Here is a 20,013-nt window from a genome sequence, read left to right on the forward strand (position 1 = left end):
CCCCTGCGCGCCGCAGGGGCGGCGCGGCTCAGTGGCCGCGGCCCTTGCGGCTCGCCATGTCGATGCCGACGGCGAGGATGAGGATGACGCCCTTGATGATCGGCTGCCAGAAGCTCTCGGTGTTCATCAGGCTCATGCCGTTGTCGAGCGAGGCCATGACCAGCGCGCCGAGCAGCGCGCCCCAGATGGTGCCCTGCCCGCCGAGGAGCGACGTGCCCCCGATGACGGCGGCCGCGATGGCGTCGAGCTCCATCATGCGGCCGGCGTCCGAGGTCGCCGAGCCGACGCGGGCGGTGAGCACGATGCCCGCGATGCCGCACATCACGCCCATCAGCGTGAACACGGCGATGAGGTGACGATCGATGTTGATGCCGGAGTAGAAGGCCGCCTCGCGGTTGCCGCCGATCGCGTAGAGGTGCCGCCCGAACGTGGTGTGCTTCGCCAGCACCGTGAACACGGTCGCGAGCAGGAGGACGAGCAGCACGGGGAACGGGATGCCCTCGTAGGAGTTCATCAGCGCGGTGAACGCGATGGCGAACGCGGCGAGCCCGATCCACGGAAAGCGCGCCGTGCCGGTCGCGCGCACGGCCTTGTACAGCAGCACGAGGCAGAGGAGGCCCGCCCCCGCCCAGCCGAGCGTGTGCGGCACGTACGCCTGGCCGACGAACAGGTAGGGGCGCGCCGGCGACACCGAGACGCCGCCGGTGGTGCCGAGGATCGAGCCCTGGAAGATGAGCATCCCGCCCAGCGTGACGATGAAGGGGGGAATGCGCAGCCGCGCCACGAGCGTGCCTTGCACGAAGCCGAGCAGCGCCCCGAGGGCGAGCGGCAGGAAGAAGGCGGCCGGCAGGGGCCAGCCGAGGTTCACGTAGATCATCGCCGACGCCGCGCCGAGCAGGCCGGCCATCGCGCCCACCGAGAGATCGATCTGCCCCGCGACGATGACCATCACCATGCCGATGGCCAGGATCGAGGTCACCGACATCTGCCGCGCGAGCAGCGTCAGGTTGCGGGGCGTCACGAACGTCCCGTCGGTGGTGATCGAAAAGGCGATCCAGATCGCGATGAGCGAGCCCACCATCGAGAGGGCACGCCAGGGGATGCGTACGCGAAGCTTCGCCTCGCTCATTCCGTCACCTTCCTCGTTGCTGCAAGCATCACGCGCTCGGCGGTGGCGTCGTTCCGGTCGAGGCAGGCGGTGGCCCTGCCCTGGGAGAGGACCAGCACGCGGTGGCTCATGCCGAGCAGCTCCGGCAGATCGGAGGAGATGAGCACCACGGCGAGGCCGTCCGAAGCGAGCTTGTGGATGAGCTGATAGATCTCGGCCTTCGCCCCGACGTCGATGCCCCGGGTCGGCTCGTCGAGCAGGAGCACGCGCGGCCCCGCCATGAGCCATTTGCCGATCACGATCTTCTGCTGGTTGCCGCCCGAGAGCTGGTTCGCGAGCGCGAGCGGCCCCGGCGCCTTGGTCCGGAGCGCCCTCATCTGCTCGACCGCCGTGGCCTCCCGCTCGGCGTGATCGAGGAAGAGCCCCTTCACGAACCGCCGCAGGGTCGCGAGCGTGATGTTGTCGAGGAGGGTCGACTCGAGCACGAGGCCGTAGCGCTTGCGATCCTCGCTGACGAGCGCGATGCCCGCCTCGATGGCCTCGGCGGGCGACTTGAACGGCGGCGACACGGGCCCCCCGCGGACCGAGATCGTGCCGGTGACGCGGCTCTGGGCCGCGCCGAAGATCGTCGAGACGAGCGCGGTGCGCCCGGCGCCCATGAGGCCGCCGATGCCGAGCACCTCGCCGGCGCGCACCTCGAAGCTCACGTCGCGCAGCACGAACCGCCCGGGGTGCCCCGCGTCCTCGACCGACCAGCGATCGACCGAGAGCGCGACCGGGCCCTCCGGCGGCGGCGGGCAGGGGTAGAGGTTCGTCACCTCGCGCCCGACCATGTACGAGATGACCTTGTCGGGCGTGAGCGCGGCCCGCGGCTGCGTCGTGATCGACTTGCCGTCCCGGAGGACGGTGATGCGGTCGGCGATCTCGAAGACCTCCTCGAGACGGTGGCTGATGTAGATGCAGGAGACGCCGCGGGCGCGCAGGTCGCGGAGCAGGCCGAGCAGCGTCCTCACGCCGGAGTCGGTGAGCGCCGCCGTGGGCTCGTCGAGGACGAGGATCTTCGCGTCCTTGAGCAGCGACTTCGCGATCTCGACCATCTGCTGCTGGCCGATGCCAAGGTCCTTGATCGGGCGCTCGGGGTCGACCTCGAGCCCCACGCGCGCGAGCGCCTGCCGCGCGTCGGCCCGCACCGCGTCCCAGTCGATGAGCCCCCCGCGGACCGGCTCGCGCCCGAGCACCAGGTTCTCGGCCACGGTGAGCTCGGGGACGAGCGCGAGCTCCTGCGCGATGAGCGCGATCCGGTGCTCCTCGGCGCTGCGCATGCCGCTGAACTCGACGACGCGGCCGTTCAAGCGGATCTCTCCGCCGTAGGTGCCGGCCGGATAGTAGCCGCACAGGATCTTGATGAGGGTGCTCTTGCCCGCGCCGTTCTCGCCGCAGAGGGCGTGAATCTCGCCTTCCTCGAGGTCGAACGACACGCCGTCGAGGGCTTTCACGCCGGGGAACTGCTTCGTTATCGATGCGAGCTCGAGGAGGGGCATTGTCCTGGCGCAGGTGCAGAAGCGCGGCCACGTTTGCCCGGGACGCGCCGGCGATGCAAGCACTTATTTTGCCAGCGCGCGCCGGAGCAGCGCCGCCCGGGCGGCCTGGAAACGCGAAAGGCGCAGACTGAATGAAGGACCCCGGGCGCGAGGGCGCCCGGGGCGAGGCCGGCGCGAGGGCGCTCAGTTATAGAAGGCGAGGTCGTCGATGTAGAGGTCGAACGACGCCGCCATGCCGACCTGGAACTGGATCGAGTAGAGCTTCGTCGCGTCGATCTGGGTGGTGCCCGCCGGCGTGCCCCAGCCGCCCTGCTTCAGGTCCGCGAAGGGAATGGTGAACTGCTGCCACTCCTCGGAGATGCCGGCGAGCGACTTTTGCCACGCGTCGCACTCGTCCGTGCAGACGCCGCCGACCGTATCCGTGCCCGGGTCCGTGATCAGGACGCTCGCGGTCGTGCTGGCGCCCGGGCCGACCTTGGCCCAGAACGTGATTCCGGTGTACGCCGAGGCGTCATAGGGCGTCTTGTCCCCGTCCTCGCTCTTCAGATCGAAGCCAAACCCGATGCCCCAGCCCGTGAAGCCCTCGCCCCACGACCGCGCCGCGTACTTGCTCTGCCCGCGCGCCGGCTCGAGCGCCGTCATCGTGAAAGGCGTCTCGCCGGTCCCCGTCGGATCGGGCGGAGGGTTCTGCGTGGCCCCCTCGGTCTTGTCATTGAAGGTGTACCAGTAACCGAGCCGGCCCCCCGCGGCCTCGATGGCGTTGTCGTCGTCCTCCATGTCATCGATCATCTCGAGGGTCTGAGGACCGCCGCCCGCGCCGGTCGTCGCGGCGGTGGTCGAGGCCGCCGTGGTGGTCGAGGAGGTGGAGGGCTCGGTGCTCCCCGTGCTCGTGGTCGACGGGCTCCCGCTGCCCGAAGAGGTGGTGGTGCTGGTGCCGCCGCCGCCGGCGCCGCCCGAGCCATCCCCGTCGTCGCCGCACGCCGCGAACGCCGCGACCGCAAGACCACACAACGCCAAGTTCAAGCTACGCAGGAAAATTCGATTCTTCATAGCGTCTCCGTAGTCTACCTTAGGCTAATCAGGACGTACCTTAAGTCCGGACAACATGTGAATAAGCGCCGTCCGGGCGCGCCGAGTATCACCCGGAATTTCAGGCTCCGCAACCTTCTTCTTTCCACGCTGCAATCCATCTTCCTCGCGCCCGCCGGGATGGGGCCGCTCGCCCGGAGCTCTCGACTCGGGCCGCTCGCAACGGCGGTGGCGCGTTCGGAGCACCGTTGAGACGTGAGCGGCTGGATCATCGCAAGTGGCCGCCTGCTTGCAACGCGCCTCCGCGGGCTCTCTGGACGAGGCTCGAGGGGGGAAAGATGGCAAAAAAGAAGGCTGTCTTGCGAGCGCGCGCCGCCGCGCAGCGGGCGGAACAGAGCGCGCAGCGGGCGGAACAGAGCGCGGGCCGGGAGCCGAGCGCGGGCGAGATCGCGCCGCCGGCAGCGCAGGAAGCGCAGGAGAGGCCCGCGCCCCGAGAGCAGGGGTTCGCCGCAGGGCAGCGCGAGCCGTGCGCGCCGCTGCCGGGGAGGAGCGGAATCGCGAGGCGGCTCTGGAGCCGCGTGGAGACGGCGGCCTACCGCGCCTACGAGCGGATCTCCGGCCTGTCCGAGGATCGGCCGGCCCTCGGGGTCATGGCGGCGGCGCCGGTGCTGCGGGCGCTCGGGGTCGCCGCGCCGCGGATCGCGAGCAGCGTCACGGTGAGCAGGGCGCGCGCGGCGGTGCTGGGCGCGCTGCGCGACGCGGAGGGCGTGCGGCGGTACCTGCAGCGGATCGCGCGCGTGGAGATGGGCGTGGCCGAGGCGACCTCGACGATCTGGGCGGCCGGCATGGGAGGTCGGGAGCGCGTGAAGACGGGGATCGTGTCGCTCGCCGACGCGCCGGGAGAGCGGGGCACGGAGATCCGGGCGGTCCTGCCCGGCGCGCGGCCGAGGGGGTGGCTCGCGCGGGCGGCCGGCAGGCTGCTCGCGGAGGAGCCGAGGCGGCGTCTGAGAGGCGATCTGCGGCGGCTGAGGCAGTGGATCGAGGTCGGCGAGATCCCGACGACGGTGGGGCAGCCGTCCGGCCGGACGGGCCGTGAAAGGACGTGAGCATGCGAGCGATCTGCTGGAACGGGGTGAATGACGTCGCGGTCGCGTCGGTGCCGGAGCCGAGGATCCTGAGCCCGCACGACGCCATCGTCCGCGTCTCGCTGTCGTCGGTCTGCGGCTCGGACCTGCACCTGCTCCACGGGTACGTCCCGACGATGAAGGAGGGCGACATCCTCGGGCACGAGTTCCTCGGCGAGGTCGTGGAGACCGGCGCGGAGGTGAAGCGGGTGCGGCGGGGCGATCGGGTCGTTGTGTCGTCCATCATCGGGTGCGGGCAGTGCGCGTATTGCCAGAGCGAGCTGTGGTCGCTCTGCGAGAACTCGAACCCTCACCACGTGGTGGCGGACAGGATCCTCGGGGACACGACGGCGGCGATCTTCGGCTACTCACACGCCTTCGGGGGGTTCGCGGGGAGCCACGCCGAGTACGTGCGCGTGCCGTTCGCGGATCACGGCGCGTTCAAGGTGCCCGACGGGGTGCGGGACGAGAGCGCCCTGTTCGCGTCCGACGCGCTCACGACCGGCTACATGGGGGCCGAGCTCTGCGACATCCGGCCGGGCCACGTCGTGGCCGTGTGGGGGTGCGGCGGGGTCGGTCAGATGGCGATCAAGAGCGCGTATCTCCTCGGCGCCGAGCGCGTCATCGCGATCGACCGGGTCCCGGAGCGCCTGGCGATGGCGAAGGCGCACGGGGGCGCCGAGGTGCTGAGCTACGCCGAGGTCGACGTGCAGGAGGCGCTCCGCGAGATGACGGGCGGGCGCGGCCCCGACGCCTGCATCGACGCGGTGGGCATGGAGGCCGACGGCGTGGGCCTGCAGTACGCGTATGACCGGGTGAAGCAGACGTTCCGGCTGCAGAACGACCGCCCGCTCGTGCTGCGCGAGGCGATGCTGGCCTGCCGCAAGGGCGGTACGGTGTCGATCATGGGCGTCTATTCCGGGTTCGCCGACAAGATCCCGCTCGGGGCGCTCATGAACAAGGCCCTGATCGTCAGGACGGGACAGCAGCACGGACAGCGGTACATCCCGAGGATGCTGGATCTCATCCAGCGCGGAGACCTCGATCCGTCGTACCTCGTGACGCACCGGATGTGCCTGGAGGACGGGCCGCGCGGATACCGGCTGTTCGAGGAGCGCGCCGAGGGGTGCATGCGCGCGGTGTTCGCGCCCTGACGCCCGCATGCGGCAAGAGGAGAGACCGCAAGGGCGCAAGAGGCGCGGAGGGACAGAGCTGGAATTATATTCCTCTCTTCCCCTTGCGTGCCTTGCCCCTGCGGTCACCTCCCCATGAACGGACCTCCGCGGGATTTCGACGCGATCGGCGTTCTAGCGACCCTGTTGTTGCTTCGCCAGATTCGCCTGGATCGCCTGCGCATGCTCCAGGTGGTGAACCACCTTCTCCCGGATGCTCTGGAGCTCCTGCCTCAGGGCCGGCTCCTTCACCTTCGGGATGAGCTGCTCGTCCAGCATGCGCAGCTGATAGCGGTGCATCATCACCTGGGCGTTCATGAACGCCTGGTCGAATTTCTGGGCCGGCTGCCGGCGGAGGTGGGCCGCGAAGAGCGGCGCGTGCCCGACGAGCATCGCGCTCACCCGCGTCGGCTGCACCTGGATCCTGAGGCGCCGGAGGAGCGCGCTCAGATGACGCTCCGCCTGGGTGTGGGATTCGATCATTTCACAGGCGAAATCCTTGACCTCGCGCGACCGGGCCTGCTTGCGGGCGACCGTCGCCAGGGAGATCTCGAGCTGGTTGGCCGCCGAGACGACCCCGGCGATGGCGCCGTCCGACACCTGCATCTGCGCGCGCTTCGGGGTCGCCTGCTGCGGCCGCTGCTGCTGCGGCCGCTGCTGCTGGGAGATCTGCGCGCCTTGCTGCTGAGCGTAACCTCCCCGCCCGGTCGCGTGCGCAGAGCTGCCGACGACGCTCGCGGCGAGCGCGGCGATCACCGCGACCCGATGCCTGAAATGATGGCGCATCATGGTGAATTCCCCTTCCCTGTTTTCCGCGGCGCGCCTCACGGACCGATCCATGGAACACCCGCGGGTCACTACGTCTCCAACATCAAGCAAGCAGCGGACCCGCTCGCGACGGAATCGCCGGGACGGCGCTGCTCACCGCTGCGCGCGTGGGCGCGCTGCGAGGGCAGGCGCCGCGCACCCGGGCTGGCCCTCGGCGCCATGTCTCAGGCCTTCGCGGGAAGCGATGGATAGGCTGCCGTCATCCATCCACGGGACGTCGCCTCCGCGAAAGGCGCCCTCTCCGGCGAGCCCTGGCTCCCGGGGCCGCCGCGCTCCTCCGGGAAATCCGTGGCGCCGGGGGTGAGACGGGGCTTGCGGGGGGCCGGTCCCGGTGGTCAAGTGCGGCGTGGCGCGGAGCGGTCCCGGGCCGCCCCGCGCGCCGGCGACGAGCTCGCCCGGAGGCCTCAGCGCACGCGCCCATGCCCGACCGCGGCTTCATCCTCACGCCCACGTACCGGGTCGTCGCCGGATGCCCGGAAATCCATCTGTACGCGGTGATGGAGGACGGCACGCCGGCGCTCGTCATCGAGGACAGGTTCAGGCCGTACTTCTTCGTGCGCGAGCGCGACGCGGACATCGCGCGGCGGCTCGCGGGCAATCGCGTCTCCCCGGAGGCGCTCGAGACGCTCGACGGCGAGCCGGTGCTGCGCGTCTTCGCCGCGCTCCCGCGGGACGTCGCGGCGCTGCGCGACAAGCTCGCCGAGGCCGGCGCCGACGCCCTCGAGGCCGACGTGCGCTTCGCCTACCGCTTCCTCATCGATCGCGGCGTCCGCGGGGCGTTCGCGGTCTCCGGCCCGTTCGAGCTCCGCCCGGGCATCGGGCGCGTGTACAAGAACCCCGAGCTCTTCCCCGCGAGCTTCGTCCCGGCGCTGCGCGTGCTGTCGCTCGACATCGAGACGAGCCTCGACGGCGAGCATCTCTATGCGATCGCCGTCGCCGGCGCGGGCGGCGAGCGCTGCCTGCTGGTCCGGGACGAGCCCGTCCCGTCCGGCCTGCCCGCCTACGTCGAGCGCTTCCCCGACGAGCGGACGCTGCTCGAGCGGTTCCTCGCGCACGTCGCGGACGCGGATCCCGACGTCCTCACCGGCTGGAACATCCCGGATTTCGACCTGCCGGCGCTCCAGCGCTATTGCCGCCGCGCCGGGCTCTCGTGCGCGCTCGGGCGGGGCCCCGAGGAGGTCTCGATCCTGCGCGACCCGGGCTTCTCGCGCGAGGCGCGCGCCGTGCTCCCGGGGCGCGTGGTGCTCGACGGCCTCGCGCTGCTCCGCAGCGCCTTCATGCGCCTCGAGGATTACCGCCTCGAGACCGCCGCGCAGGCGATCCTCGGGCGCGGCAAGCTGTTCGCGTCCGACGACCGGGGCGCGCACATCGAGGCGTCGTACCGCGACGATCCGGCGCTGCTCGCGGCGTACAACCTCGAGGACGCCCGCCTCGTCCGGGACCTCCTGGAGAAGACCGGCCTCATCGAGCTCTCGGTCCGGCGGAGCCTGCTCACGGGCATGCAGCTCGACCGCGTGGGCGCGCAGATCGCCGCGATCGACTCGCTGTACCTGCCCGCGCTCCGCGCCCGCGGCAAGGTCGCGCCGTCGGTGTCGCAGGGGGCGCCGGACGACGAGGTCGAGATCGCCGGCGGCCTCGTGCTCGAGTCGGTCCCGGGGCTGTACCGCAATATCGTCGTCTACGATTACAAGAGCCTCTATCCGAGCCTCATCCGCACGTTCAACATCGATCCGCTCACCTTCGTGGCGGGGGACGGGGCACCGCCGGAGGCGCTGATCGTGACGCCGGGCGGCGCGGCGTTCCGGCGCGGGGAGCCGGGCATCCTCCCCGAGCTCGTCGCGCGCCTCTGGGACGAGCGGGCCGAGGCGCGGCGGGCGGGCGACGAGCGCGGCGCCATGGCGATCAAGATCCTCATGAACTCGCTGTTCGGCGTGCTCGGCTCGCCGGCGTCGCGCCTGTTCTCCCCGGCCGTCGCGAACGCGATCACGAGCGCCGGTCAGCACGTCATCCGGCTGACGGCGGAGGCGGTGCGGAGGGCCGGGCACCGGGTCCTCTACGGCGACACCGACTCGCTCTTCGTCGACATCGGCGAGCCGGACGCCGCGCGCGCCGCCGCCCGCGCCGAGGAGCTCCGCGACGCGGTCTCGGCAGAGGTCGCCGCCGAGATCGCGAGGACCTTCGGGTGCGAGAGCCGGCTGGAGCTCGAGTTCGAGAAGGTCTATGCGCGCTTCCTCCTGCCCGAGCTGCGCGGCGCGGCGCAGGGCAGCAAGAAGCGCTACGCGGGCCTCGTCGCCGGCGAGGGCGGCGGCAAGCTCGAGATCGTCGGGCTCGAGGCGGTCCGGCGCGACGCGAGCGCGGTCGCGCGGCGCTTCCAGCGGGAGCTGCTCGACCTGGTCTTCCACGATCGCCCGGTCGAGGGCTTCGTGCGGACGTTCGTCGCGGAGCTCCGCGCGGGGCGGTTCGACGCGGAGCTCGTCTACAAGAAGGCGCTGCGCAAGCCGCTCGGCGCGTACACGAAGACGACGCCGCCGCACGTGAAGGCGGCCCGCAAGCTCGTCGGGGACGCGGGGCGGATCGTGGCGTACGTGATCACGCGCGCCGGCCCCGAGCCGGTCGGCCAGACGACGGCGCCGCCGGACTACGATCACTACGTGTCGCAGCAGCTCAAGCCGATCGCGGACTCGGTGCTGCGGTGGCTGGGCGGCGCGGACTTCGACGCGATGACCGGCGCGAAGCGGCAGCTGTCGCTGTTCTGACCTGGCGCCGCGCCCTCCGGACGAGCCGAGCGGCGACGGCACCTCACCGGCGCGGGGAGCAGGATTTCGACGCGCGCAGCGTGCCCGAAACCGGGGGCTCGCGTTCCTAACGGCGGTCCTTCAACAAGGGAGTCCCTTCATGAACAGGTTGCCGTTCGTCTCCGCCGCCGCCGCCTCGTCCTTCCTTCTCCTCGCCTGCGATGCGCAGGTCGATCCCGAGTACCGCGGCGAGCCGCTCGCCACGATCCAGGGCGCCATCGTCGACGACGGCGGCTCGACCGAGGGTCGCCTGCGCACGGCCATCCTCAATTACAACTTCCTGGTCGACGACTTCGGGCACATCGACCTCGCACCGGTGGTCGGGAGCTTTCCCGCCGAGTTCAGGATCGATCTGAACGTACCGCCCCCCGCCGAGACTCTGAACGACTTCACGCTGGGCGGCGCGCGGCCGTCGGAGAGCCGGTTCAGCACCGGGTACATCGCCGTCCTCAAGGAGGGCCTGGACCCGAACGTCCACCCCGCCTCCATTGCCGGCCTCGCCGAGGAGTACATGCTGGTCTATGTCGAGACCGACGTCCAGCCGGGGACCCAGTCGGAGCGGTTCCTGGGCGGCGCGCTCTCGGCCGGATACCACCTGATGAAGTGGGCCCCCATGACCGAGGCCGAGCTGCAGGCCTACGACGCCTGCAAGGCGACGCCAGACCCGAGGAGCTGCGGAGTCGCAGACGGCGGAGACGCAGACGACCGCCTCGTGCCCAACCCGGAGGAGTTCGATTCCGAGGTGACCATCAGGATCGCGCCACCCCGACAGTTCGCCGCCGCGAACCTCTGGTGAGCGCCCAGCGGGTCAGGTCATGTCGCGAATGTGGTTTCGATGGTAGCGTCGGGCCCGGTGCAGGGCGAGCTGGACGTCGAGCGGCTTTACCGGGCCCACGGGCACCACGTGCTCCGCCGGGCCCGCGCGCTGCTCGGCTCGGAGGAGGAGTCGCGCGACGTGCTGCAGGAGGTGTTCCTGTCGCTCGTCCAGTCCCCCGGGCAGTTCGAGCAGCGGAGCTCGCCCGCGACGTGGCTTTACAGCGCCACGACGCACCGCTGCCTCAACCGCATCCGCGACCGCAAGAACCGCGCGCGCCTGCTCGGGTCGGGCCTGCCGTCGAACGACGTCGGCGCCCCGCGCGCGGAGCAGACGGTGCAGGCCGCGCAGCTCCTCGCCGAGCTCCCCGACGAGCTGGCTCAGGCGGCCGTCTACTACTACATCGACGAGAGCACTCATGAGGAGATCGCGACGATCATGGGCTGTTCACGGCGGCACGTGGGCGACCTCATCGCCCGCGTGAAGCAGTGGGCGGAAGCCCTGGAGAGGAGGCCTGCATGATCCCGTTCGAGAGATCTCGCCCCGAGGGCTGTCCGTCGGATCTGCGCTTCGACCGCCTGCTCGCCGGCGAGCTCGCTGCGGCCGAGGAGCAGGCCACCCGCGCGCACCTCGACGGCTGCGGGCGGTGCGCGGGGCGCCTCGCCGAGCTCGAGGCGGGGCGCGCCGCGTTCCTCGCCGCTCCTCCCCCGCTGCGCGCCCCTCGGACGCCCGCGGTCCGGCGGCTCCGGCCGCGGGCCCTCGTCCCCGCCGGGCTCCGCGCGCGGGCCCTCGTCCCCGCCGGGCTCCGCGCGCGGGCCCTCGTCCCCGCCGTCACGGCGGCGCTCGGCGCCGCGGCCGTCCTCGCGGTGGCCCTGAACGTCGGCGTCCAGCCGCGCGAGGAGCAGCGCGGCGACGACCGCGGCGCGCGGCCTCCGCCGGCGGCGCAGGGCGCGCGCATCAAGGGGGGCAGCGGCCGGATCGGGTTCTACGTCGCGCGGGGAGACGCCCTCTCGCCGGGCGGGCCGGGCGAGGTGGTCCACCCGAACGACAGGCTCCAGTTCACCTACTCCACCGTGGACGCCGGCTTCTTCGCCCTGCTCAGCGTCGACGGCGCCCGCAAGGCGAGCGTCTACTTCCCGGCGGGGGACGTCGCGGCGCCGATCCAGCCCGGCGAGCAGGTGCCGCTGCCGAGCAGCGTCGTGCTCGACGCGACGCTCGGCGCGGAGACCGTCTACGGCCTGTTCTGCGAGTCCCCCGTCGCCCTCGAGCCCCTCCGCGCCGCGCTCGAGGCCGCGCCGGAGCGCCCCCCCGCGCCCGAGGGCTGCCGCGTCGATCGCGTCTCGCTCGACAAACGGGCGGCCCGGTGATCCGCGCCCCGGCGCCGAGGCTCGTCGCCTTCGCCCTCGCCTGCGCGGCGCTGCTCGCGGCGCAGGCCGCGCTCGCGCGGGTCGAGCGGTACGCGGTCATCGCCGGCAACAACGCGGGCCTCCGGGGCGAGGTCGAGCTGCGGTATGCCGAGGCCGACGCCCTCAAGATGCACGACGTGCTGGTGGGGCTCGGCGGCTTCTCGCCGGCCAACGTGACGCTCCTGCGCGGCGGCAATGCCGAGGCGATGCGCCGCGCCCTGATCTCCATGAACAGCCGCATCCGCCAGGACATCACGGGCGGGGGCGTCGAGGCGGTGCTGGTCGTCTACTACTCGGGCCACGGCGACGCCCGCGCGCTCCACCTGGGCAACACGCTCATGGATCTCCCGGAGCTGGAGCAGCTCGCGCGCGGCTCTGCGGCGCATTTCCGGCTCGTCATCGTCGACGCCTGCCGCTCCGGCGCCCTCACGCGCGTGAAGGGCGGGACGGCCGCGCCGCCGCTGACGATCAGGACCGACGCGCGCCTCGCGGGCGAGGGGGTCGTGTTCTTGACGGCGAGCTCTGCCAACGAGGACGCGCAGGAGTCCGATGCGCTGGGGGGCTCGTTCTTCACGCACTACCTCGCCTCGGGGCTCCTCGGCGCGGCCGACGACGACCGGAACGGCGTGGTCACGCTCGACGAGGCCTACCGGCACGTCTCCGAGGCCACCATCCGCGCCACGAGCCGGACGCTGGCCGGGACGCAGCACCCGACGTTCCGGTACGAGCTGCGCGGCCAGGGCAAGCTCGCCCTCACCGCGCTGCCCGCGAGCGCCGCGCACCGGGGCACCGTCGAGCTGCCCGCGGGCAGGACGTACCTGCTCCTGGAAGGCGGCAGCCACGGCCCGGTCGTCGCCGAGGTCGCGGCGACGGACGTGTCGCGCCGGATCAGCGTGAAGCCGGGGCGCTACTTCGTGCGGGGGCGCGGCCAGGATCACCTGCTCGAGGGCGAGATCGCGGTGGAGGCGGGCAAGGCGATCCGCGTGGAGGACGCGATGCTCTCCAGGGCGGAGTACGCGCGCCTCGTGCGCAAGGGCCAGGAGGGCGCGGACGCCACGCACGGCGTGCAGGCGGGCTACCGGCTGCGCACCGCGTTCGACGAGGGCGAGTCGCCGTGCCACGGCGTCTTCGCGGGCTACACGCTCGAGCTCCGCCAGCTCAGCGTCATGCCGCGCCTGGGCGCCTGCCGCGGCGGCTTCGAGAACGACGCGCTGCGGGCGAGCCGCGACCAGCTCGACCTCGAGGTCCGGGTCGCCCACGCGTGGGACTTTCCCTGGGTGACGCTCGACGTGGGCGTGAGCCTGGGCGCGGGGCTCCTTCGCCAGGAGTTCGAGACGCGGGGCGTGGCCGCGCCGCGGACGAGCTTCGTCGGCTTCCTCGGCAGCGGGCTCGGCCTGACGGTCGACCTGCCGTCGGGGTTCTACCTGCTCGGCCAGGTCGACGCCCAGACCTACTTCTTCCAGCGGGCGAGGCGCGGATCGGGCGAGAGCGGCCCCGTCAGCGCCGAGTTCGCGGTGCGGCCGCTCGCCGGGCTCGGCAAGCGCTTCTGAGCGCGGCGAGCGCCGCCCGCGCGCCCAGCCTCACTTCGCCGACAGCGCGTCGGCGACCATCGCGCGCGCCTCGTCGAGGATGCGATCGAGGTGCGCCTGGTCCTTGAAGCTCTCCGCGTAGATCTTGTAGACGTCCTCGGTGCCCGAGGGCCGCGCGGCGAACCAGCCGTTCTCGGCGACGACCTTGAGCCCGCCGATCTCGCCGCCGTTGCCCGGCACGCGCGTGAGCTTCGCCGTGATCGGCTCGCCCGCGAGGCTCTGGGCGCGCACCGCGTCGGGGGAGAGCTTCTTCAGCACGCTCTTCTCGGCGGGCGTCGCCGGCGCGTCGATGCGGGTGTAGAGCGGCGCGCCGAAGCGCTGCGTCAGGTCGCGGTAGTGCTCGGCCGGGTCGCGGCCGGTGCGCGCGAGGATCTCGGCGGCGAGCAGGTCGAGGATGATGCCGTCCTTGTCCGTCGACCACACCTGCCCGTTTCGCCGCAGGAACGAGGCCCCCGCGCTCTCCTCGCCGCCGAAGCCGAGCGAGCCGTCGAGCAGCCCGTCGACGAACCACTTGAAGCCGACCGGCACCTCGCGCAGCGGCCGGCCGAGGTCCTTCGCCACCCGGTCGATCATGCTGCTCGAGACGAGCGTCTTGCCCACGGCCGCGTCGGCCCGCCACGCGGGGCGGTTCTGGTAGAGGTAGGACACCGCCACGGCGAGGTAGTGGTTCGGGTTCATCAGCCCGGCGCTGCGCGTGACGATGCCGTGGCGATCCGAGTCGGCGTCGTTGCCGAACGCGAGGTCGTAGTCGTCCTTGAGCGCGATGAGGTTCGCCATCGCGTACGGCGACGAGCAGTCCATGCGGATCTTGCCGTCGTGATCGAGCGGCATGAAGCTGAAGGTGGGGTCGACGGCCTGGTTCACCACGGTGAGGTCCAGCCCGAATTTCTCGGCGATCGGCGCCCAGTACGCGATGTTCGAGCCGCCGAGCGGATCGACGCCGAGGCGCAGCTTCGCGCCGCGCACGGCCTCGAGGTCCACGACGTTGCCGAGGTCGGCGACGTAAGAGCCGATGTAGTCGTAGGGGTGCGTCGTCGGCGCGTGCAGCGCGGCCTCGTAGGGCATGCGCTTCACGCCCGCGTTGCCGGCGCGGAGCAGCTCGTTGGCGCGGTCCTCGATCCAGCCGGTGACGGCGGTGTCGGCGGGCCCGCCGTTCGGCGGGTTGTACTTGATGCCGCCGTCGTCCGGCGGGTTGTGCGAGGGCGTGATCACCACGCCGTCCGCGAGCTTCGAGGTGCGCCCGCGGTTCTGGGTGAGGATCGCGTGCGAGATGACCGGCGTCGGCGTGACGCCGTTGCGCTCGGCGATGAGGACGTCGACGCCGTTGGCGGCGAGGACCTCGATGACGGAGCGCTGCGCCGGCTCGGAGAGCGCGTGGGTGTCCATGCCGAGGTAGAGCGAGCCCGTGGTGCCCTGCTTCGCGCGGTAATCGCAGATGGCCTGCGCGACCGCGAGGACGTGCGCCTCGTTGAAGCTGCGCCGCGCGGCCGAGCCGCGGTGGCCGGAGGTGCCGAAGGCGACGCGCTGCTGCGGATCGCTCGGGTCGGGGCGCTCGCTGTAGTACTGCGCGCGCAGCTTGTCCGGATCGATCAGCACATCGGGCGGGGCTTTGCGGCCCGCGAGGGGGTGGAGCGCCATGGGCCTCCGCATAGCCGAGCGCGGGGGACGAGCCAACCCTTCCACGAGGCGCCGGGGGACGCCGCGGGGCGCGCGGGGGCGCCGACGGGGCGCCGCCGGCGCCGCGCGCGGCCGCGGCTGGATTGCCGCCCGGGCGACGCTCGGCGATGCTCGCGCCGGTGACCGCGCCGCTGCGCCTCTTGCTCCTCCCGGGTCTCGACGGCACCGGCGCGCTCTTCGCGCCGTTCGTCGAGGCGCTGTCCGCCGAGTCCGCCGACATCGCGCCGGAGGTGGTCTCGTACCCCGCGGACCGGGCGCTCGACTACGACGCGCTCGAGGCGCTCGTCGCGGCGCGCCTGCCCGCGGACGGGCCGTACGCGCTGCTCGGCGAGTCGTTCTCGGGGCCGCTCGCGCTCCGGCTGGCCTGCCGGCGCGCCGGCCAGCTCGTCGGCGTGGCGCTCGTCGCCACCTTCGTCACGAACCCGGTGTGGCTCGTCCCGTCGCTCGCGCGGCACCTCGTCGGCCCGTGGCTCTTCCGCCGCCGCGCCCCGGAGCTCGTCGCGCGGCGCTACCTCGTCGGCGCGCGCGCCGAGGCCGCGTGGCTCGAGCGCGTGGCCGCGAACGTCGAGACCGTCGATCCCGCGGTGATGGCGGCGCGCGTGCGCGAGGTGCTCTCGGTCGACGCGCGCGCGCCGCTCCAGCGCTGCGCCGCGCCGCTGCTCTACCTGGGCGCCGCGGGCGACGCGCTGGTGCCGCCGCGCGTGCTGCGCGAGCTCCGCCGGCTGCGGCCCGACCTGGAGTGCGTCACGGTCGACGCCCCGCACCTCGTGCTGCAGCTCGCGCCGGAGGCGTCGGCGCGGGCGATCGCGGGCTTCCTGAGGCGCGCGGCCGCGAAGGTGGAGGGCCCAGGTACCGCGTCGCCCCCCCTCTAGGAGAGCGGCGTCGAGCTCATCCGGCGGAGCCGTGGCTCCGCGTCCCGCCACGTCACGCGCCGATCGTGGACGGCGCGTAGCGCGTCACCCAGACCTTGATGTGCAGCTCGCCGAAGATCAAACAAGGCGCCACGAAGCCTGCCCGGGAAAGGAGCGCGAAGACCTCCTCATCCGAGGCCGGGACCCTCAGCGACGCCATGGCCTTGCGCCGTTGCTCCGCCGCCTCGGGCGGCCACCCCCCCGCGGAGGCCCGCCGCTCCTCGACGGCCATCAGCCGCGGATCGTTCCCGGTCCGGCAGCCGATCACGAAGGGCGCCCCCGGCTTCAGCCGCCCGGCGATCTCCCGGAGCAGCTCCAAGCGAGCCTCATCCCCCGGGAGGTGGTGCAGGACGCCGATCATCTGGGCGCCGTCGAACAACGGCCCGCGCGCGAGATCGCGCAGCTCGCAGGCATGCAGGCTCGTCCGCTCGAGGAGGCCTTCCGCCGCGAGCTTCTCTCTCGCGACGGCGAGCATCTCCGGCGAGGGATCGACGCCCGTGAAACGGACGCCGGCCCCCACGTAGCGCGCGAACGGCTTCACCTCGCTCCCGGTCCCGATGCCGACCATCAGCAGCGACGCGGCCTCGCTGTCCGGGAGCGCCGCGGCCATCACCTCGGCGGCGACCTGCTGCAGGACGCCGTAACCTGGCCAAAAGCGGTTCACTTGGTCGTCGTAGCTCAATGCGCGCTCGCGCCCGAAAGCCGCCGCGTGCTTTCCGTGTTCGTCCGTCCCCATCTCGCCTTCTCCTCGGCTGACGGTCGCTCGGACCGCCTGCAGCGAAGGAGTACCGCTCTTCGCGCGGCACCGGCAGGGCGGGGTTTTCGATCCGATGGTCGGGGCTTTCTGTCGCGGGCCTCGCGGAGGGCGGGGACCCGGCGCCTGTCCAGTCCGGTAGAGCCGCAAGCGGCGGCCTCCGCCGGGAGCTTCGGATCGTGGGACAGGCGCAGCGCTGCGCCTACCTGGCTCACCTGAGCCTGCCATTGCATGTTCACCTGACCTGCCATTGCTACATGGTTCACCTGACCTGCCATTGAACAATCGCCTGACCGGTCCTTGCGTGAGCGTCGCATCCCCCACGCCGCGCGGCGCCGGGTCATTCACGTTGCATTGCAGATTCAACTTGACAATCGCTGCCCATAGTAAAGACCTCTGCCTGCCAGGGCACGACGCAACGGTCGCCCTGCGATCCGCGGTTTCACGTCGGAAGCTCGCTCACCACGTCCGCCGGGCCTTGGAACGGCGGGACTTGGTCAGCGCCGTCCTTCGAAACAAACAGCGAGGTAATCCAATGTCCGCATCCCTCTCACGTCGCTCAACGGTCTTCCTGGCTCAGGTTGGTTTGCTCTCCGCGGCTTCGTGGAGTTTCATCGGATGTGGCTCCGAGGGTCCCATGGACGGTCCGTTCGGAGCGCACGACCCTGGGGCTGCCGAGAGCGAGCCCGTCGCCGAGGGGCGCGCGGGCCTGGACGCCGGCTTCACGTCGCGCGAGATCGTGCGCGGGCTGTCGTTTCCGATGCGGATCGTCTGGGGGCCGGACGGCTATCTGTGGTTGACCGAGCGCGTGGGGAAGCGGGTCGTGCGTGTCAGGCCATCGGACGGCCAGAAGACGACCGCGGTCACCATCAGCGAAGCGTACCAGTCGGGAGGACAGGACGGGGTGCTGGGCCTCGCCCTGCACCCGGATCTGCTCAAGGGCACGGGCAACGACTATGTGTACGTCTCCTACACCTATGACGTCGATCCAGGCTCAGCGGTGAGCCGCAGGGCGAAGATCCGTCGCTACACATACAACGCCGCGACAAAGACCCTGGGGAGCCCCGTCGACATCATCACGGGCCTGCCCGGGAGCGACGATCACAACTCGGCGCGGCTCCTGTTCGGCCCTGATCAGAAGCTTTATTACACCGTCGGGGACCAGGGGAACAACCAGTTCAACAGGAAGTGCCTCCCGGTCGGCGCGCAGGATCTGCCCACGACGACCGAGGTCGCGGCGAAGAACTGGTCGAAATACGCCGGCAAGATCCTGCGCCTCGACCTCGACGGCTCGATCCCGGGCGACAACCCGCAGATCGCCGGCGTCCGCAGCCACGTCTACTCGTACGGCCACCGCAACCCGCAGGGCCTCACGTTCCTCGACGGCGAGCTCTACGCGGCCGAGCATGGGCCCAAGAGCGACGACGAGCTCAACCTCATCCAGCCCGGCAAGAACTACGGCTGGCCGCACGTCGCCGGCTACCAGGACAGCCAGGCCTATACGTACGACAACTGGTCCGCGTCGAGCCCGACGCCGTGCTCGTCGCTCGCGTGGCACGACTACACGCCCCCTTCCTCGGTCCCCCGGCAGCAGGAGAGCGCCTGGAGCCACCCCGATTTCACGGAGCCGCTCGCCACCTTCTACACCGTTCCGAACGGCTACAACTTCAAGGATCCGGCGTGCGGAGGCAACGATTACATCTGCTGGCCGACGATCGCGCCCTCCTCGCTCCACACCTATGCCGTTGAGCCCGGCATCCCCGGGTGGGAGGGCTCGCTCCTGATGACCACCCTCAAGAAGGGCGCGGTGTACCGGGTGAAGCCGAGCTCCGCCGGAGACTCCGTCGAGGGCGAGGCGGTCGTCCACTTCCAGACCACCAACCGCTACCGCGATCTCGCGCTGAGCCCGGATGGCCTGACGGTCTACGTGATCACGGACAGCCAGGGGAGCACCAGCGGGCCGACCGGCGGGGCCACATCGGCGCTGAGCAACCCGGGAGCGATCCTGGAGTTCAAGTACACGGGCACCAACTGAGCCGACGCCGGAGGGCGAGGCCTGCGCCCCGCCAGCGCAGCTCCGCGACCGCGTGACCGTGCCCCGAGACGAGCGGCGCCTCGCCCCGGCGCCGCCGGCCCGGGGCGAGGCTGCCGCGCCCCGCTGCCGGCGGCTCTCCATGCGCGCCGCGCGCCGTGATAGCCTGGCTGTCCGGGTCCCCTTCCCTCGGCGGGTCATCGCATGGAGAGGCGTTCGATGCGCGCATGGCTCTCGTTGTCGTTGCTCTTCGTCGGCGGGTGCGGTGGTACGGAAGCCGTCCCGCCGGAATCGATGGGACCGAGGCGGGTGACGCTCGTCACGCCATCGGTCGCGACCGAGAGCGACGGCGTGCGGCTCGCCGACGGCGCCATCGTCGCGGGCGCCGGCGACCTGAGCCTCTATCAGGCGATGGTGCTCTCGCTCTCCTCGCCCACGCCGGGCTCCCTCTGCGCGAAGGGGACCTTCAGCGCGCTGGGCGACGTCCCGACGGACGTCGACACCTGCCCGGCGGGGCTCTCGGGCACCTGGGAGCAGAGGACATACCTGAGCGGAGCGACGACGCACACGACCGAGGAGTCGTCCGTCATCGGGCTCGGGCTGCTCGTGTGGAACGCGGACCACACGGCGCTCTACCGCCTGCGCGTCATCGGCGATTCGTATGACGGACAAGGGGTCTCGACGGCGACGTTCGACGTCGAGCCCGTGCCGTAGACGGCGCGCCCGGCGGTCGCCTTCCTCCTCGAAACGCTGGCCGACACACCCGGACTGCCTCGGCGCCCCCACCGGCGCGTCCTCGGCGGCGACCGCCCAGGTGCTCGCCGGAGAAGGCTGGCCTGGCGCGGCGCGAGCCGGGCGCCCCCTCCGCCCGCCCGAAGCCCGGCCGACGAATGTCACGCCACAATCCTGCGATCCGTGACATGTCACGGCGCAACCCGTGACATGTCACGATGAAATGGGCCGCATTTCACGGCGAGCGGCTCACCGTCCGGCGCATGGCAAGCGACGGATTGAGAAATCGAGCCATTTTTGCGCTTGGCACGTCGGGTGCTTTGTGCCCCGGAGCGAGGCCGAGCAGCAGCGTCGAGCTTCCGGAACGCACCTGGTTGCGCCCTTCTGCCGCTGGCAGAGGGGAGAGGACGATCGCCGCTGACTCGAGCTTCGCGCTGCGTGAGGACGCAACGTCTGCTCGCCGCGATCAAGGCGGCAACGATGACACACGCCGCGCCCTCG

At 71.7% G+C, this 20,013-nt stretch carries 16 protein-coding genes; 10 read left to right on the plus strand and 6 right to left on the minus strand.

Going from position 1 to position 20,013, the window contains the following annotated elements:
* Nucleotides 1-28: 28 nt before the first annotated feature.
* From WMF26_RS33350 to WMF26_RS33360, 3 genes are all read right to left on the minus strand, one after another.
* Nucleotides 29-1,129: a sugar ABC transporter permease gene (locus tag WMF26_RS33350; protein WP_437996025.1), complete on the minus strand. Its 1,101-nt coding sequence runs from the start codon at nt 1,127-1,129 to the stop codon at nt 29-31.
* A complete protein-coding gene (locus tag WMF26_RS33355; protein WP_437950199.1) occupies nt 1,126-2,649 on the minus strand; it encodes a sugar ABC transporter ATP-binding protein in 1,524 nt (507 codons plus the stop codon). Before WMF26_RS33355 ends, WMF26_RS33350 begins: the two co-directional genes overlap by 4 nt.
* A gap of 183 nt (nt 2,650-2,832) precedes the next feature.
* Complete coding sequence (locus WMF26_RS33360; RefSeq protein WP_437996026.1) at nt 2,833-3,699, minus strand: hypothetical protein; 867 nt, start codon at nt 3,697-3,699, stop codon at nt 2,833-2,835.
* Nucleotides 3,700-4,037: 338 nt separating this feature from the next.
* Here WMF26_RS33360 and WMF26_RS33365 point away from each other — a divergent pair, with 338 nt between their 5' ends.
* A complete protein-coding gene (locus WMF26_RS33365; protein WP_437996027.1) occupies nt 4,038-4,784 on the plus strand; it encodes a hypothetical protein in 747 nt (248 codons plus the stop codon).
* A 2-nt stretch (nt 4,785-4,786) separates the two neighbouring features.
* Nucleotides 4,787-5,956 (plus strand): zinc-dependent alcohol dehydrogenase, encoded by a 1,170-nt coding sequence (locus WMF26_RS33370; RefSeq protein WP_061626229.1) that lies wholly within the window; start codon nt 4,787-4,789, stop codon nt 5,954-5,956.
* A 153-nt stretch (nt 5,957-6,109) separates the two neighbouring features.
* On the opposite strand, the gene WMF26_RS33375 is transcribed toward WMF26_RS33370, so the two are convergent.
* Nucleotides 6,110-6,763, minus strand: coding sequence for a DUF4142 domain-containing protein (locus WMF26_RS33375; protein ID WP_437996028.1), 654 nt, complete (start codon nt 6,761-6,763; stop codon nt 6,110-6,112).
* Nucleotides 6,764-7,221: 458 nt separating this feature from the next.
* Between WMF26_RS33375 and WMF26_RS33380 the strand changes: the two genes are divergently transcribed.
* The 5 genes from WMF26_RS33380 to WMF26_RS33400 all read left to right on the plus strand — a co-directional run bounded on the left by WMF26_RS33380 (nt 7,222) and on the right by WMF26_RS33400 (nt 13,367).
* Entirely contained in the window at nt 7,222-9,558 is a 2,337-nt protein-coding gene (locus WMF26_RS33380; RefSeq protein ID WP_437996029.1) for a DNA polymerase II, read from the plus strand.
* Nucleotides 9,559-9,697: 139 nt separating this feature from the next.
* Nucleotides 9,698-10,393: a hypothetical protein gene (locus tag WMF26_RS33385; RefSeq protein WP_437996030.1), complete on the plus strand. Its 696-nt coding sequence runs from the start codon at nt 9,698-9,700 to the stop codon at nt 10,391-10,393.
* 39 nt (nt 10,394-10,432) lie between these two features.
* Entirely contained in the window at nt 10,433-10,933 is a 501-nt protein-coding gene (locus WMF26_RS33390) for an RNA polymerase sigma factor (protein WP_437996031.1), read from the plus strand.
* Complete coding sequence (locus WMF26_RS33395; RefSeq protein ID WP_437996032.1) at nt 10,930-11,778, plus strand: DUF4384 domain-containing protein; 849 nt, start codon at nt 10,930-10,932, stop codon at nt 11,776-11,778. The genes WMF26_RS33390 and WMF26_RS33395 overlap by 4 nt, the downstream gene beginning before the upstream one ends.
* On the plus strand, nt 11,775-13,367 hold the full coding sequence (locus WMF26_RS33400; RefSeq protein WP_437996033.1) for a caspase family protein: 1,593 nt from the start codon (nt 11,775-11,777) through the stop codon (nt 13,365-13,367). Before WMF26_RS33395 ends, WMF26_RS33400 begins: the two co-directional genes overlap by 4 nt.
* A gap of 30 nt (nt 13,368-13,397) precedes the next feature.
* Here the strand turns inward: WMF26_RS33400 and pgm are convergent, their stop codons facing one another.
* The gene (gene pgm, locus WMF26_RS33405) at nt 13,398-15,044 is read right to left on the minus strand and encodes a phosphoglucomutase (alpha-D-glucose-1,6-bisphosphate-dependent) (RefSeq protein ID WP_437996034.1); all 1,647 of its coding nucleotides are present in this window, start codon (nt 15,042-15,044) and stop codon (nt 13,398-13,400) included.
* A 146-nt stretch (nt 15,045-15,190) separates the two neighbouring features.
* Here pgm and WMF26_RS33410 point away from each other — a divergent pair, with 146 nt between their 5' ends.
* A complete protein-coding gene (locus WMF26_RS33410) occupies nt 15,191-15,955 on the plus strand; it encodes an alpha/beta fold hydrolase (RefSeq protein ID WP_437996035.1) in 765 nt (254 codons plus the stop codon).
* A gap of 52 nt (nt 15,956-16,007) precedes the next feature.
* Here WMF26_RS33410 and WMF26_RS33415 read toward each other — a convergent pair whose 3' ends face one another.
* Complete coding sequence (locus WMF26_RS33415) at nt 16,008-16,658, minus strand: SAM-dependent methyltransferase (RefSeq protein ID WP_437996036.1); 651 nt, start codon at nt 16,656-16,658, stop codon at nt 16,008-16,010.
* Nucleotides 16,659-17,385: 727 nt separating this feature from the next.
* Between WMF26_RS33415 and WMF26_RS33420 the strand changes: the two genes are divergently transcribed.
* Together WMF26_RS33420 and WMF26_RS33425 are read left to right on the plus strand one after the other, a co-directional pair.
* Complete coding sequence (locus WMF26_RS33420; protein WP_437996037.1) at nt 17,386-18,783, plus strand: glucose/sorbosone family PQQ-dependent dehydrogenase; 1,398 nt, start codon at nt 17,386-17,388, stop codon at nt 18,781-18,783.
* A 216-nt stretch (nt 18,784-18,999) separates the two neighbouring features.
* On the plus strand, nt 19,000-19,494 hold the full coding sequence (locus WMF26_RS33425; protein WP_437996038.1) for a hypothetical protein: 495 nt from the start codon (nt 19,000-19,002) through the stop codon (nt 19,492-19,494).
* Nucleotides 19,495-20,013: the final 519 nt, after the last annotated feature.

The sequence above is a fragment of the Sorangium sp. So ce185 genome, from assembly GCF_051526825.1.
GTDB lineage: Bacteria > Myxococcota_A > Polyangia > Polyangiales > Polyangiaceae > Sorangium > Sorangium cellulosum_D.

Excerpts from the sequence above, each read along its gene's own strand:
- pgm (WP_437996034.1), bottom strand. The coding sequence starts at position 15,044 with ATGGCGCTCCACCCCCTCGCGGGCCGCAAAGCCCCGCCCGATGTGCTG.
- WMF26_RS33425 (WP_437996038.1), top strand. The coding sequence starts at position 19,000 with ATGCGCGCATGGCTCTCGTTGTCGTTGCTCTTCGTCGGCGGGTGCGGT.
- WMF26_RS33395 (WP_437996032.1), top strand. The coding sequence starts at position 10,930 with ATGATCCCGTTCGAGAGATCTCGCCCCGAGGGCTGTCCGTCGGATCTG.
- WMF26_RS33420 (WP_437996037.1), top strand. The coding sequence starts at position 17,386 with ATGGACGGTCCGTTCGGAGCGCACGACCCTGGGGCTGCCGAGAGCGAG.
- WMF26_RS33410 (WP_437996035.1), top strand. The coding sequence starts at position 15,191 with ATGCTCGCGCCGGTGACCGCGCCGCTGCGCCTCTTGCTCCTCCCGGGT.
- WMF26_RS33375 (WP_437996028.1), bottom strand. The coding sequence starts at position 6,763 with ATGATGCGCCATCATTTCAGGCATCGGGTCGCGGTGATCGCCGCGCTC.
- WMF26_RS33355 (WP_437950199.1), bottom strand. The coding sequence starts at position 2,649 with ATGCCCCTCCTCGAGCTCGCATCGATAACGAAGCAGTTCCCCGGCGTG.
- WMF26_RS33360 (WP_437996026.1), bottom strand. The coding sequence starts at position 3,699 with ATGAAGAATCGAATTTTCCTGCGTAGCTTGAACTTGGCGTTGTGTGGT.
- WMF26_RS33350 (WP_437996025.1), bottom strand. The coding sequence starts at position 1,129 with ATGAGCGAGGCGAAGCTTCGCGTACGCATCCCCTGGCGTGCCCTCTCG.
- WMF26_RS33370 (WP_061626229.1), top strand. The coding sequence starts at position 4,787 with ATGCGAGCGATCTGCTGGAACGGGGTGAATGACGTCGCGGTCGCGTCG.
- WMF26_RS33380 (WP_437996029.1), top strand. The coding sequence starts at position 7,222 with ATGCCCGACCGCGGCTTCATCCTCACGCCCACGTACCGGGTCGTCGCC.
- WMF26_RS33390 (WP_437996031.1), top strand. The coding sequence starts at position 10,433 with ATGGTAGCGTCGGGCCCGGTGCAGGGCGAGCTGGACGTCGAGCGGCTT.
- WMF26_RS33385 (WP_437996030.1), top strand. The coding sequence starts at position 9,698 with ATGAACAGGTTGCCGTTCGTCTCCGCCGCCGCCGCCTCGTCCTTCCTT.